The 12,411-nt window shown below is 72.8% G+C and carries 13 protein-coding genes; 6 read left to right on the top strand and 7 right to left on the bottom strand.

What is annotated here, in order from left to right:
- Positions 1-22 precede the first annotated feature (22 nt).
- Entirely contained in the window at positions 23-589 is a 567-nt protein-coding gene (locus ACN268_RS02515; protein WP_421481521.1) for a kinase, read from the bottom strand.
- A gap of 80 nt (positions 590-669) precedes the next feature.
- Here ACN268_RS02515 and ACN268_RS02510 point away from each other — a divergent pair, with 80 nt between their 5' ends.
- The 3 genes from ACN268_RS02510 to ACN268_RS02500 all read left to right on the top strand — a co-directional run bounded on the left by ACN268_RS02510 (position 670) and on the right by ACN268_RS02500 (position 3,051).
- Complete coding sequence (locus tag ACN268_RS02510) at positions 670-1,155, top strand: YkvA family protein (RefSeq protein ID WP_421481520.1); 486 nt, start codon at positions 670-672, stop codon at positions 1,153-1,155.
- Between the two features lie 390 nt (positions 1,156-1,545).
- Positions 1,546-2,121: a hypothetical protein gene (locus tag ACN268_RS02505; protein WP_421481519.1), complete on the top strand. Its 576-nt coding sequence runs from the start codon at positions 1,546-1,548 to the stop codon at positions 2,119-2,121.
- A gap of 354 nt (positions 2,122-2,475) precedes the next feature.
- Positions 2,476-3,051 carry a lytic polysaccharide monooxygenase gene (locus ACN268_RS02500; RefSeq protein WP_421481518.1) on the top strand — a complete coding sequence of 192 codons (576 nt, stop codon included), beginning with the start codon at positions 2,476-2,478 and terminating at the stop codon, positions 3,049-3,051.
- An 85-nt stretch (positions 3,052-3,136) separates the two neighbouring features.
- On the opposite strand, the gene ACN268_RS02495 is transcribed toward ACN268_RS02500, so the two are convergent.
- The gene (locus ACN268_RS02495; RefSeq protein ID WP_421481517.1) at positions 3,137-3,265 is read right to left on the bottom strand and encodes a hypothetical protein; all 129 of its coding nucleotides are present in this window, start codon (positions 3,263-3,265) and stop codon (positions 3,137-3,139) included.
- 85 nt (positions 3,266-3,350) lie between these two features.
- Between ACN268_RS02495 and ACN268_RS02490 the strand changes: the two genes are divergently transcribed.
- The gene (locus ACN268_RS02490) at positions 3,351-4,202 is read left to right on the top strand and encodes an ABC transporter ATP-binding protein (RefSeq protein WP_421481516.1); all 852 of its coding nucleotides are present in this window, start codon (positions 3,351-3,353) and stop codon (positions 4,200-4,202) included.
- Here the strand turns inward: ACN268_RS02490 and ACN268_RS02485 are convergent.
- Genes ACN268_RS02485 through ACN268_RS02470 form a run of 4 tightly spaced genes read right to left on the bottom strand, consistent with a single transcriptional unit; the run spans position 4,199 to position 8,122 of the window.
- Positions 4,199-5,011, bottom strand: coding sequence for an ABC transporter ATP-binding protein (locus ACN268_RS02485; protein WP_421481515.1), 813 nt, complete (start codon positions 5,009-5,011; stop codon positions 4,199-4,201). The two genes, ACN268_RS02490 and ACN268_RS02485, sit on opposite strands and share 4 nt — an antisense overlap.
- Positions 5,008-6,042, bottom strand: a complete 1,035-nt coding sequence (locus ACN268_RS02480; RefSeq protein WP_421481514.1) for a FecCD family ABC transporter permease — start codon at positions 6,040-6,042, stop codon at positions 5,008-5,010. Before ACN268_RS02480 ends, ACN268_RS02485 begins: the two co-directional genes overlap by 4 nt.
- Positions 6,039-7,079 carry a FecCD family ABC transporter permease gene (locus ACN268_RS02475; protein ID WP_421481513.1) on the bottom strand — a complete coding sequence of 347 codons (1,041 nt, stop codon included), beginning with the start codon at positions 7,077-7,079 and terminating at the stop codon, positions 6,039-6,041. The genes ACN268_RS02480 and ACN268_RS02475 overlap by 4 nt, the downstream gene beginning before the upstream one ends.
- Positions 7,079-8,122, bottom strand: coding sequence for an iron-siderophore ABC transporter substrate-binding protein (locus ACN268_RS02470; protein WP_421481512.1), 1,044 nt, complete (start codon positions 8,120-8,122; stop codon positions 7,079-7,081). The genes ACN268_RS02475 and ACN268_RS02470 overlap by 1 nt, the downstream gene beginning before the upstream one ends.
- A 99-nt stretch (positions 8,123-8,221) precedes the next feature.
- Here ACN268_RS02470 and ACN268_RS02465 point away from each other — a divergent pair, with 99 nt between their 5' ends.
- Entirely contained in the window at positions 8,222-9,919 is a 1,698-nt protein-coding gene (locus ACN268_RS02465; RefSeq protein WP_421481511.1) for an ABC transporter transmembrane domain-containing protein, read from the top strand.
- Positions 9,916-11,769, top strand: coding sequence for an ABC transporter ATP-binding protein (locus ACN268_RS02460; protein ID WP_421481510.1), 1,854 nt, complete (start codon positions 9,916-9,918; stop codon positions 11,767-11,769). Before ACN268_RS02465 ends, ACN268_RS02460 begins: the two co-directional genes overlap by 4 nt.
- Here the strand turns inward: ACN268_RS02460 and rpsD are convergent.
- Positions 11,757-12,365 carry a 30S ribosomal protein S4 gene (gene rpsD / locus ACN268_RS02455; RefSeq protein ID WP_421481509.1) on the bottom strand — a complete coding sequence of 203 codons (609 nt, stop codon included), beginning with the start codon at positions 12,363-12,365 and terminating at the stop codon, positions 11,757-11,759. The two genes, ACN268_RS02460 and rpsD, sit on opposite strands and share 13 nt — an antisense overlap.
- Positions 12,366-12,411: the final 46 nt, after the last annotated feature.

The following is a 12,411-nucleotide window of genomic DNA, read 5'->3' as shown; positions in this document are numbered from 1 at the left end:
CCTGGACGCAGACGGTGGGTGCTCAGGGCCGCACCGGGAGGAAGTCGGCGTCACCCCCGGTCAGGGGCAGGCCGGCGGTGGCGGCGATCCGCCGGACCGCCTCCTGAAGCGGGGTCGTCTCGGGCAGGACGGCCTCGTCGTCGTACCCGAGCAGGTCACGCGGGGCGTACCAGCCCCGCATGTCGTCCGCGGTGAACTCCGTGGCCTGCGGACGTGTCGCGTGTCGTCGCAGGGTCTCGGGCAACGAGACGTCGAGATAGACGAACACCGTCCTGCCCCGGTGACCGTCGCGCAGCGCGGTGAGCATCCGCCGGTACCGGGCGGTGTGCAGGATACCTTCGAGGATCACGTGGTAGCCGTGGTCGAGGGCCAGCCGGACCGTCTGCCCGATGAGGGTGGGCGCGAGCCCACCGGGCCGGTCCCGCTCCCGCAACACGACCCGACGCAGGTAGTCCTGCTCGACCAGGGCGCAGCCACGACCGTGCCGCAGCCGCAACTGCCGGGCGATGCTGCTCTTGCCCGCCCCCGAGTTCCCCCGGACGACGATCAGGATCGTCCGGTCGCTGCCGGTCGGGATCGCCTCGTCCATCGCGGTGACCCTCCCCGGGTGTCGGCCGGTCCGGCCACCGGTGCCGCGTCGACCGACGGGCCCGGCGGGACTCTGCGACGATGCCCTGGCCGCGCGGACGGGTGCGGCGGAAGGGGGCGGCGCGGATGGTCGCGGACATCCTGGTCGGTGGCGCGGTCGCGGTGGCGGTCTCGTGGGTGGCGTTGCTGGTCGGTCTGCTGATCGTACGACCGCAGGGCCCGTTGCTGGCCGAGGCGCTGCGTATCCTGCCCGACCTGGTGCGGTTGCTGCGGCGGCTGGCCGGTGACACCACCCTGCCGCGCGGCGTCCGGGTGCGTCTGGGCCTGCTGCTGGCGTACCTGGTCGTCCCGATCGACCTGATCCCCGACTTCGTCCCGGTCCTCGGATACGCCGACGACGCGATCCTCGTCGTCGCGGTGTTGCGCTCGGTGGTCCGCCGGGCGGGTGTCGGTGCGCTGCGCCGGCACTGGCCGGGCACACCGGACGGTTTCGCCGCGCTGTGCCGGCTGACGGGCGTCCGCTGCGCCGGCAGCGACCACGGCCGGGGCGACGCCGGCCCCGGATGACGGGCGCGGGCGCGCACCGGACGCCGGGGCGTGGAGAATCGATTCCGGCGTCCTCACCTGCGGAGACGATCGGGCCGAACCGCCACTGACACCCGTCAATGTTGCCAGAGCGACTCCAGACGTGTTGGAATGGCTCATATCGCCGCAGCACGGGGGCAACCGTGCTGAGCACGGCCAGCACGGGAGCACCGCGGTACGGGTGGCACGCCACCCTGGCGGACGTCCGCACGTCACCGCGCCGGGCCATCGTCCTGACGACGGGCATCCCGCCACGACAGGCACCTGAGCCTGCCGTGCGCACCCCGGCACGTGTCCCCGACTACCGGCGCGTCCGACGCCCCGGCAGCGGTCGGTCCGCCAGCACCAGAACCGGCGACGAGGTGAGAAGCGATGAGTTCCCCAGAGAGTTCCGCGTGGTACCGGCACCGCCTGGTGTGGGTGGCGGTGGTCCTGCTGGTGGTGTCGGTCGGCACGGTCGTGCTGGCCAACCGGAGCAGCACGAGGGCGGAGCCGGCGGATCTGCCGGCGCAGATCGTGGCCCGGATGCGTACCACGCTCGAACGGGCGGACCCGGCCCAGCACCAGCACGCCGGGCACGACGCCCAGCAGGGTGCCGGCGCGGAGAAGCCGCCGGTGATCTGCGGGGTCCGCGTCTACGGCTTCGAGCCGGCCGGGGCCACCACGTTCGCCGACGTCCGGACGGTCTACGGCTTCCACCTGTGCGGGATCGCCGAGCAGAAGCGCCCCTGGGACGTGGCGGTCAAGCTGGCCGGCCCGCTGATCATGGACATGTCCACCGATCCTCCGGGAATCAGGGTCGTCGAGGCGACGGCGGAGGTCAGGTTCGTCGACCGGCTCCGGGAGATGTTCCCGCCCGCGTACGCGACGATGGCGCAGCAGGAGTCGCTCGGCGCGACCGAGATGGCCGACCTGCGTCGCCGCTACGACGCCGCCGCCAAGCTGTGACGCGCCGGGCGTCGTAGCGGCCGTTTTCGGCCACCGGACCCGGCACCCGATCCGCGGTGATGCCGTGTCCCCGGTCCGCCGTGCCCGTCGTCGATCCGGTGATCTCGGACAGCTCGACCACATCCGACAGCTCGATCCAATCCCACTAAACATCGATCAACGTTGATATTTTGCGTCATTGGTGCCACAGTGGATTCGGGAGCATTCGCCTTCCGATGTCTCGTACCGACGAATGGAGGATGAACAGTGCGTTCACACCAGTCCGACCAATCCGGTGGACGTCCCCGGTCAACCGTCCGCCGGTCCCTCCAGGCGCTCGTCCTGATGTTCGCCATGGTGGTCGGTACGCTGCCCATGACCAGCCCCGCCCAGGCGCACGGGACGATCATCAACCCGGCGACCCGGGCGTACCAGTGCTGGAAGACGTGGGGCAGCCAGCACACCAACCCCGCGATGCAGCAGCAGGACCCGATGTGCTGGCAGGCGTGGCAGGCCAACCCGGACACCATGTGGAACTGGATGAGCGCGTTGCGCGACGGCCTGGCCGGCCAGTACCAGCCGAGCACCCCGGACGGGCAGCTGTGCAGCAACGCCCTGTCCCGGAACAACTCGCTGAACACGCCCGGGGCGTGGAAGGCGACCACCGTCAGCCGTAACCTCACCGTCCAGATGTACGACCAGGCCAGCCACGGTGCGGACTTCTTCCGGGTCTACGTCACCAAGCAGGGGTTCAACCCGGCCACCCAGAAGGTCGGGTGGGGCAACCTGGACCTGATCACCACGACCGGGCGGTACGCGCCGGCACAGAACATCTCGTTCAACGTCTCGATCCCGTCGTCGCGTTCCGGAAGCCACGTCCTGTTCTTCATCTGGAAGGCGTCGCACGCGGACCAGACCTACATGTGGTGCAGCGACATCAAGATCGCCTGATCGACGACGCGGCACTCATCCGGCCCAGGGCTGCCCCGCCCTGGGCCGGACCGTTCCCGGGCCAGCTCCACCGCCCGTCTGTCATTCAGCCGGCCCGGGGCGCGTCCCGCCGGCGTTCGTAGTCGGCGACCGTCGGGACGACGGGGAGCACGAGCAGCCCGACGAGGTACGCCACGGCGAGCAGCCCACCGGTGACCATGGTCAGCAGCAGCACGACGGTGCGCGGGTGCGCGGCGGGGCCGTCCCACCCCGGGAGATTCGACCGGGCTGACGCCGGGAGCTGTTGTTACGGTCTGCGCATGCTGCCGCAGGGTTTCCCCGTGACCGCGCCGCCGGTGCTGTCCGTGACGGACGCGGCCGTCGTCCGCGACGGCAGGCCGATCCTGTCCGAGGTCTCGCTGACGGTACGGGCCGGCGAGCACTGGGCGCTGCTCGGTGCCAACGGGGCGGGCAAGAGCACCCTGCTCAGCCTCCTCGGGGCGGTCTCCCATCCCACCCGGGGCACCGTCGAGGTGCTCGGGCACCGGCTGGGCCGGGTCGACCTGCGGGAGCTGCGTTCCTACGTCGGCCACGTCAATCCACGGCACGACCCGGGTTCCCCGCTCACCGTGCACGACGTCGTGCTGACCGGGTTGACCAACACCAACGACCGGGTTCCCCGGTGGGAGCCGACGCCTGCGCAGGTCGCCGAGGCCGACCGGCTGACCGGCCTGCTCGGCCTCGGTGAGCGGCGCGGGGCGCGGTGGCCCACCCTGTCGCAGGGGGAACGGGGCCGCACGCTCATCGCCCGCGCGTTGATGCCCAGGCCCCGGCTGCTGCTGCTCGACGAGCCCGCGACCGGCCTCGACGTGGCCGGCCGGGAACAGCTCATCGAGCGGCTCGACGCACTGCAGCAGACCTGTCCGCAGCTCGCGTCCGTCCTGGTCACCCACCACCTGGAGGAACTTCCTCCCGGGACGACCCACGTCATGCTGCTGCGCGACGGACGCCCCCTGGCGTCGGGCCCCGCCGACGAGGTCCTCACCAGCGACCAGGTCAGCAAGTGTTTCGACCATCCGATCCGCCTCATCCGCACGGACGGGCGGTGGAGTGTGCGGGCGAACCGCCCGACCGCGCGCCCGGACGGTCCACCGCCGGGCGGTGAAGGCTAGGCGCGCGCGGCGCGGACGTGGTGGCGGCCGATCGGCAGCATCAGCGGCCGGCCGGAGACCGGGTCGACGATGACCCGGCTGTCCAGGCCGAAGACGGCCCGTACGCACTCCTCGGTCAGCACCTCGGCCGGCGGTCCGGCCGCGTGCAGGCCGCCGTCGGCGAGCGCGATGAGGTGGCCCGCGTAGCGGGCCGCCATGTTCAGGTCGTGCAGCACCATCACGATGGTGGTGCCGCGCGTGGCGTTCAGGTCGGTGAGCAGGTCGAGCACCTCGACCTGGTGGCTGACGTCGAGGAAGGTGGTGGGCTCGTCGAGCAGCAGCAGCTCGGTCTGCTGGGCCAGCGCCATCGCGATCCACACCCGTTGGCGCTGGCCGCCGGAGAGTTCGTCGACCGACCGGTCGGCCAGGTCGGCGGTGTGGGTGGCGTCGAGGGCGGCGGCGACCGCGCGGTCGTCGTCCCGGCTCCAGCGGGACAGCAGCCGCTGGTGCGGGTTGCGGCCCCGGCCCACCAGGTCGGCCACGGTGATGCCCTCCGGCGCGACAGGTGACTGGGGCAGCAGGCCGAGGGTACGGGCCAGTTCCTTGGCCGGTGTCCGGTGCACCTGGCGGCCGTCGAGCATGACGTGACCGGTGCGCGGGGCGAGCAGCCGCGACATCGACCGCAGCAGCGTCGACTTCCCGCAGGCGTTGGCCCCGACGATCGCGGTGATCCGGCCGGGCGGCACGAGCAGGTCGAGCGATTCGATGACGACCCGGTCGCCGTAGCCGACTGTCAGTTTCTCGGTCGTCAGGGCGTGGTCGGTGGTCACAGCGAGCCTCCGGCGCGGTTCGTGCGGACGAGCAGGTAGATGAGGTACGGGGCACCGAGCACCCCGGTGACCACCCCCACCGGGAAGCGGATGTCGAAGGCGAACTGGCCGATGAAGTCGGCGACCAGCACCAGCAGCGCGCCGACGAGGGCGGACGGCACCAACGGTGAGCCGCCGGCCCCGACGAGCCGGGCGGCGATCGGCCCGGCCAGGAAGGCCACGAACGCGATCGGCCCGGTGGCCGCCGTGGCGAACGCGATCAGACCGACGGCCGCGACGATCGAGACCAGCCGGGTACGTTCCAGCCGGGTGCCGAGCGCCGCGGCGGTGTCGTCGCCGAGTTGCAGCATGGTCAGGCTGCGCGCCCGACTCAGCAGCACCGGGCCGAACAGGGCCAGGGCGGCCAGCACCGGCACCGTCTCGTCCCAGGTGGAGCCGTTGAGGCTGCCGTTGAGCCAGCGGGTCGCCGCCTGCAGGTCCCACTGGCCGGCCTGGTTGAGGATGTACGCGGTGGCGCTGTTGAGCATGGCGGCGATGCCGATGCCGATCAGCACCAGCCGGGTGCCGGCCACGCCATCTTTGAACGACAGCAGGTAGATGAGCACGGCGACGCCGAGTGCGGCGACGATGGCGAAGACCGCGACGCCGGTCTCGTCCAGCCCGAGCACGATGATCGCGAAGGCCGCGGCGGCGCTCGCCGCCGAGCTGATGCCGATGATGTCGGGGCTGGCGAGCGGGTTGCGCATCATGGTCTGGAAGGTGACCCCGCCCATGCCGAAGCAGAGACCGGTCGCCAGGGCCAGGACCGTGCGGGGCAGCCGGAGTTCACCCACGGTGAACGACGCGCCGGGCACGGTCTCGCCGAGGATCACCCGCAGCACGTCGCCGGCCGGGTAGAAGGTCCGCCCGACCATCAGCGAGACGACGACCATGACGGCCACCGCCAGGGTGAGTGCGGCGAGCACGGCGCGTCGTCGGCGGCTACGCCGGACCCGGCCGCGGGTGACGGCCTGAAGGGTCGTGGTGCTCACAGTTCGCGTACCTTCTGCCGGCGGACGATGTAGATGAAGAACGGGGCGCCGATCAGGGCGGTGATGATGCCGGCCTCGATCTCGTCGGGGCGGTTCACCACCCGTCCGGCGACGTCCGCGACGGTCAGCAGCGCGGCGCCGACCAGGGTCACGAACGGCAACAGCCAGCGGTGGTCGAGTCCGACGAGCAGCCGGCACAGGTGCGGGACGATCAGGCCGACGAAGGCGATCGGCCCGGCGACCGCGGTGGCCGCGCCGCAGAGCACCACCGCGCCGGCGGCGGCGATCCCCCGCACCAGGGCGACGCGTTCGCCGAGGCCGGCGGCGAGGTCGTCGCCGAGCGCGAGGGAGTTCAGGGCCCGGGCGCACAGCAGGCAGACGGCCAGCCCGGCGGCCAGGAACGGCAGGACCTGGCCGATGCTGTCCCAGCTGGCCCCGCCGACGCCGCCGACCTGCCAGGACTGGAAGTTCTCGGCGATGTCGCCGCGCGGCAGCACGACCGCGGCCACCAGCGACGCGAGGGCGGCGGAGGTGGCCGCCCCGGCCAGGGCGATCTTGAGCGGGGTGGCGCCGCCGCGACCGAGTGAGCCGACGGCGTAGACGAACAGCGAGGACAGCGCCGCCCCGGCGATGGCGACCCAGATGTACGCGGTGGCGGTGTACAGGCCGACGGTGGCCAGGCCGACCGCGATGGCCAGCATCGCGCCCATGTTCACCCCGAGGATGCCCGGGTCGGCGAGCGGATTGCGGGTGACGCCCTGCATCACCGCGCCGGACAGGGCCAGGGCCGCGCCGACGAGGGCGGCGAGCACCGTACGGGGCAGGCGTTTGACCACGGCCGCCTGGTCGAGGGTGTCCTGGGTGCCGCCGAGCGCGGCGGTGATGTCGGCCCACCCGACGACCCGGGAGCCGAAGGCCACCGACGCGACCAGGGTCAGGGCCAGCGCGCCGAGGACGACCAGGAGCCAGGTCAGGCGGGTCCGGGCCGGGCGTCGCCGCAGGGCGACGTCCGGCCCGGAGGTGGTTGCACCGGTCATCAGAGCTTGTCGGCGGCTTTGCCGAGCAGGTCGACGTAGTCCTTGAGGACGTACGACACGCCGAGCGGCGTCGGGTTGGCGGCGGTGGCGACGGGGGTGCTGCCGGGCAGGGAGACGAAGGAGCCGCGCTTGATCGCAGGGATCTTGGACAGCAGCGGGTCCTTCTGGAGGGTGGCCAGGGTGGTGCCGGCGGCGTCACCGTAGGTCACGATGATGTCCACGTCGCTGAGGTTCTGCACCTGCTCGGCGCTCTGGGTGAGGCTGAACTCCTTGGTGGTCGCGGAGGCCTTCGCGATGCTCTCCGGGTGCTTCATGCCGAGGTCGGTGAAGAACTGGGCCCGGGTGTCGTTCGTGGTGTAGAAGCTGATCTTGCTGAGGTCGGTCGGGTCGAGGTGGGTCAGGAACATCGCCGACCGGCCGGCCAGCTTCGGGTAGCGGGCGGCCTCGTCCTTCATCTGCTTCTCGATCTTGGCGATCAGTGCGTCACCCTCGGCGGCCAGGCCGAGGGCCTTGCTCTCCAGCGTGATGCTGTCGCGCCAGGACGTCGCCCAGGGTGCCTGCGGGTACGCGACGACCGGCGCGATCTTGCTCAGGGTGTCGTAGTCCTGCTTGGTCAGGCCGGAGTAGGCGGCCAGGATGATGTCCGGCCTGGTGTTCGCCACCGCCTCGAAGTCGATGCCGTCGGTCTCGTCGAACAGCACCGGGGTCGACGCGCCGAGTTCCTTGAGCCGAGCGGCGTCCCAGGGCAGCAGCCCGTCGCCGTCCTCGTCGCCGAAGTTGGCCTTGGCGTAGCCGACCGGGACGACGCCCAGGGCGAGGGGGACCTCGTGGTTGGCCCAGTTGACGGTGGCGACCCGTTCGGGCTTCTTCGCGATCGTGGTGGTGCCCAGCGCGTGGGTGACGGTCAGCGGGAAGGTCGCCGTCGCGGACCCGGACCCGGACGCGGCGGGCTTCTCGTCGGCGTCGGAGGACCCGCCGCAGGCGGCGAGGGCGAGCGTGGTGGCGACCGCGACGATTCCGGTGAGCAGCCGGGTGGGGCGCATACGGAGTACTCCAACTCACATAGTAAGGACAGGCTTACCTAAAACTTGATCGGTAAAGTACTCCACGTTCCTGAGCCGTTGACCAGGGGGTTCTCCGTAGTGAGCAAGGTCAGTACCGGCGCTGCGGTCCTGCGCCGGGCGGTCGCCCGCAACGGGCGACGCCTCTGGACCGGCACGGCGCTGGCCGGCGTCTACCAGCTCTGCGCGGCCCTGGTGCCGATCCTCGTCGGCGTCATCGTCGACCGGGCCGTGGCCACCGGTGCGATGACCGCGCTGCTCGCCTGGACCGCGACCCTGGCGCTGGTCTATCTCGTCCTGGTGGTGACGTACCGCTTCGGCGCGCGGAACCTGCAACGGGCCATCGCCGAGGAGGGCCACCAGCTACGGGTCGAACTGGCGGCGAAGATCCTCCACCCGCGGGTGCTGCGCACCGGGCGGCACACCGGCGACCTGCTCGCGGTCACCACCACCGACGCCGAGTACACCTCCTACCTGCTCGACCACATCCCGCGGGTCACCAGCGCCCTGGTGGCGGTCACGGTCAGTGCGGTCGCGCTGCTGCTGATCTCGACGCCGCTCGGGCTGACCGTGCTGATCGCCATCCCGGTCGTGCTGGCGGTCCTCACCCGCACCGCCCCGCTGATCGCCAGGCGCGTCAAGGAACAGCAGGACCAGGCCGGTCGGGCCAGCGCGCTCGCCACCGACCTGGTCACCGGGCTGCGCCCGCTGCGCGGCATCGGCGCGCAGGACGCCGGGACCGGGCGGTACCGCCGGGTGAGCCGGCACAGCCTGGCCGCCACCCTGCGCGCCTCCCGGACCCAGAACGCGTACCTGGGCGCGTCCACCATGCTCAGCAGCCTGCTGGCCGGGGGCATCGCGCTGATGGCGGGCTGGTTCGCGCTGACCGGCCGCATCACCGTCGGCCAGTTCATCACGGTGATCGGCTCCGCGCAGTTCCTCGTCGAACCGTTCGGCGTGCTCGCGGTCGTACCGGGCTGGACGGCTGCCGCCCGCGCGGCGGCGGACCGGGTCGCCGCCGTCCTGCGGGCCGACGTGGTCCTGCCGCCGGGCACCGCCGTGCCCGACGGGTGCGAGCTGCGCCTGACCGACGTGACGTACGGCCCGCTGACCGGCCTGCACCTGCACGTCCGCGCCGGGGAGTTCGTCGGCGTGGTGGCCCCCCGGCCGGCGGACGCCGAGGCGCTGGCGCGGCTGCTGGCGGTGCCCGACGGCCATACCGGTGACGTCCTGCTCGGCGGCGAACGGCTGGAGACCGTGGACCGGGACCGGGCGCGCCACCTGCTGCACAGCGAACCGCACCGCACCGACCTGTTCACCGGCACCCTCGCCTCGAACGTCACCCTGCACGACGGCGACAACGACGGCGACGGACGGCTCGACGCAGCCCTGCGCGCCGCTGCCGCCGACGAGGTGGCGCACCTGCATCCGGCGGGCCTGCGGATGCCGGTCACCGAACGCGGCGCGAACCTCTCCGGCGGCCAGCGGCAACGCGTCGCGCTCGCCCGCGCGCTGCTCGCCGGGCCGCCGCTGCTGGTCCTGCACGACCCGACCACCGCCGTCGACGCGGTCACCGAACAGGCCGTGGCCGACGGCATCCGGACGCTGCGGCACGGGTCGGACGGCGGTTACGGCACCGTCGTCATCACCGGCAGTCCGACGTTGCTCGCCGCCACCGACCGGGTCGTGTTCGTCGCCGACGGGGTCGTCGCCGCCGAGGGGACACACGCCGAGCTCGTCGCCGACGACGACAGCTACCGCCGGGCGGTGCTGCGGTGACGCCCCCCACCCTGCCCGTGGCCGGCCCCCGCGAGAGCAGGGCGTGGCTCGGCGCGCAACTGCGGACCCGCCGGGGCGCCGCCTGCGGCACACTGGTCGTGGGACTGCTCGCCGCCGCCACCGCGATCGTCCCCGCCTACGCCTTCGGCCTGCTGGTCGACCGGGTCCGTGCCGGTGGCGGCACCGGGGTGCTCGTTCCGGTCGCCGTGCTCATCGCGACCGCCGCCGTCGTCGGTGGCCTGGCCACCGGCATCAGCGCCCACCTGATCCGCCGGTTGGGCGCGGGCATCCTCGCCGACCTGCGCGAACGCACCCTGGACGTCGCGTTGCGGCTGCCCGTGGCGGTGCTCGACCGGGCAGGGCGGGGCGACCTGGTCTCGCGGGTCGGCGCAGACGTCAGCGCCATCGACCGGGCCGTCACCGAGGTGCTGCCCACCCTGGTCTCGGCCCTGTTGCTGGCGGCGATCAGCCTCGGCACGATCGTCGGCATCGACTGGCGGCTCGGGCTGGCCGGCGCGGTCGCCGTCCCGCTCTACGTACTCGCGTCGCGGTGGTACCTCCCCCGGGCCGCACCGGCCTACGCGGCCGAGCGGGTCGCCATCGCCCAGCGGTCCCAACGGTTCGTCGAGAGCGTGCAGGGCATCAGCACGGTGCACGCCTACCGGCTGGAGGACCGCCACCTCGGCGGCATCGCGGACGCCTCCGCCCGCGCCCGGGACCTCTCGACGAGCGTGTTCGCCCTCTACACCCGGTTCGTGGGACGGATCAACGGAGCGGAGCTGGCCGGGCTCGGGTCGGTGCTGGTGGTGGGGTTCCTGCTCGTACGCCGGGAAGCCGTCACCCTCGGCGAGGTGTCGGCGGCCGCGTTGCTGCTGCACCGGCTGTTCGGCCCGGTCCTGCAACTGATGGTCACCTTCGACAAGGCCCAGGACGCGGGGGCCAGCCTGGCCCGCCTCGTCGGGGTGCTGCGCTCGGACCCGGACCGTCGCGCGGGCGGCACCGCGCCCGCGACGCACGACCTCGTGCTGGACGGCGTCAGTTTCAGCTACGACGGGGCGACGCCGGTGCTGCGCGACGTCTCGCTGCGGGTCGGGGCGGGCCGGGTGGTAGCGCTGGTCGGCTCCACCGGTGCCGGGAAGACCACCGTCGCGTCGATCGCCGCCGGGGTCCTGCGCCCCGGCAACGGCGTGGCCACCCTGGGCGGCGTTCCCGTCGCCGAGCTGCCCGCCCGGACGATCGCCCTGGTCAGCCAGGAGACCCACGTGTTCGCCGGTCCGCTCGCCGAGGACCTGCGGCTGGCCCGCCCCGGCGCCTCACCGGAGGAACTCACCGTCGCCCTGGCCCGGGTTGGCGCCCTGTCCTGGGCGCTCGCCCTCCCTGACGGGCTGGACACCGTGGTCGGCGAGGGCGGCCACCCGCTGACCGCCGCGCAGGCGCAGCAGTTGGCGCTCGCCCGGGTGGTGCTGCTCGACCCGGCGGTCGTGGTGCTGGACGAGGCGACCGCGGAAGCCGGCAGCGCGGGGGCGCGTGACCTCGAACAGGCCGCCGCCGCGGCGTTGGCGGGACGCACCGCCCTGGTCGTCGCCCACCGCCTCACCCAGGCCGTGACCGCGGACCACATCGTCGTCATGGACCGTGGCGAGATCGTCGAGAGTGGCCGGCACGCCGAGCTGATCGGGGCGGACGGCAGCTACGCCCGGCTGTGGGCGGCGTGGAACGCCCGCGCCGACGACACGCCGACCCGGCCCGGCGACGCGCCGGGGTCCGCGGTGGTCGGCGGCGACCCGCCCGTACCGCGACCACGGCACGGGCGGTGGACCGGGCCGCCGCTGACCGCTCAGCGGGAGTAGAACTCCACCACGAGCTGCTCGTCGCAGATCACCGGCACCTCGTGCCGGGCGGGCTCGCGCAGCAGCGTGGCGCGCAGCGCGGTCAGCTCCACCGACAGGTACGGCCGGGGACGGTCGTCGGCGTGCGCGCCGGCGGCGGCGAGCTGGAACGGCGGCAGGGTGCGGCTGCGCTCGCGGACCGCGACCACCTGGCCGGGCCGCAGCCGGTACGAGGGCCGGTCGACCTTGCGTCCGTCCACCGTGAAGTGGCCGTGCCCGACGAGCTGGCGTGCCTGGTAGATGCTGCGGGCCAGCCCGGCCCGGAGCACCAGCGCGTCGAGTCGCCGTTCCAGGAGGGCGACCAGCGACTCGCCGGTCTTCCCGACACCCCGGGCGGCCTCGTCGAACGTGCGGCGCAACTGTGCCTCGCTGACGTTGTACTGGTGGCGCAACCGCTGCTTCTCCAGCAGCCGTACCTGGTAGTCGGAGGTCTTGCGCCGGTTGCGGCCGTGTACGCCCGGCGGGTAGGGACGCCGCTCGAAGTAGCGAACGCACTTGCGGGTCAGCGGGATGCCGAGGGCACGGGAGAGCCGGGCCTTGGGACGGGGGTGGTTCACGTTCGACGTCTCCGATCGGATGGTCTAGCCTGCGAGTTAGGTAAGG

Source organism: Micromonospora sp. WMMD735 (assembly GCF_049178995.1).
Taxonomy (GTDB): domain Bacteria; phylum Actinomycetota; class Actinomycetes; order Mycobacteriales; family Micromonosporaceae; genus Micromonospora; species Micromonospora wenchangensis.
This window is presented reverse-complemented; position numbering and strand designations above follow the sequence as displayed.

Coding starts and splice junctions, on each gene's coding strand:
- ACN268_RS02515 (WP_421481521.1), bottom strand. CDS start 589: ATGGACGAGGCGATCCCGACCGGCAGCGACCGGACGATCCTGATCGTC.
- ACN268_RS02510 (WP_421481520.1), top strand. CDS start 670: ATGCCCTGGCCGCGCGGACGGGTGCGGCGGAAGGGGGCGGCGCGGATG.
- ACN268_RS02505 (WP_421481519.1), top strand. CDS start 1,546: ATGAGTTCCCCAGAGAGTTCCGCGTGGTACCGGCACCGCCTGGTGTGG.
- ACN268_RS02500 (WP_421481518.1), top strand. CDS start 2,476: ATGACCAGCCCCGCCCAGGCGCACGGGACGATCATCAACCCGGCGACC.
- ACN268_RS02490 (WP_421481516.1), top strand. CDS start 3,351: ATGCTGCCGCAGGGTTTCCCCGTGACCGCGCCGCCGGTGCTGTCCGTG.
- ACN268_RS02475 (WP_421481513.1), bottom strand. CDS start 7,079: ATGACCGGTGCAACCACCTCCGGGCCGGACGTCGCCCTGCGGCGACGC.
- ACN268_RS02470 (WP_421481512.1), bottom strand. CDS start 8,122: ATGCGCCCCACCCGGCTGCTCACCGGAATCGTCGCGGTCGCCACCACG.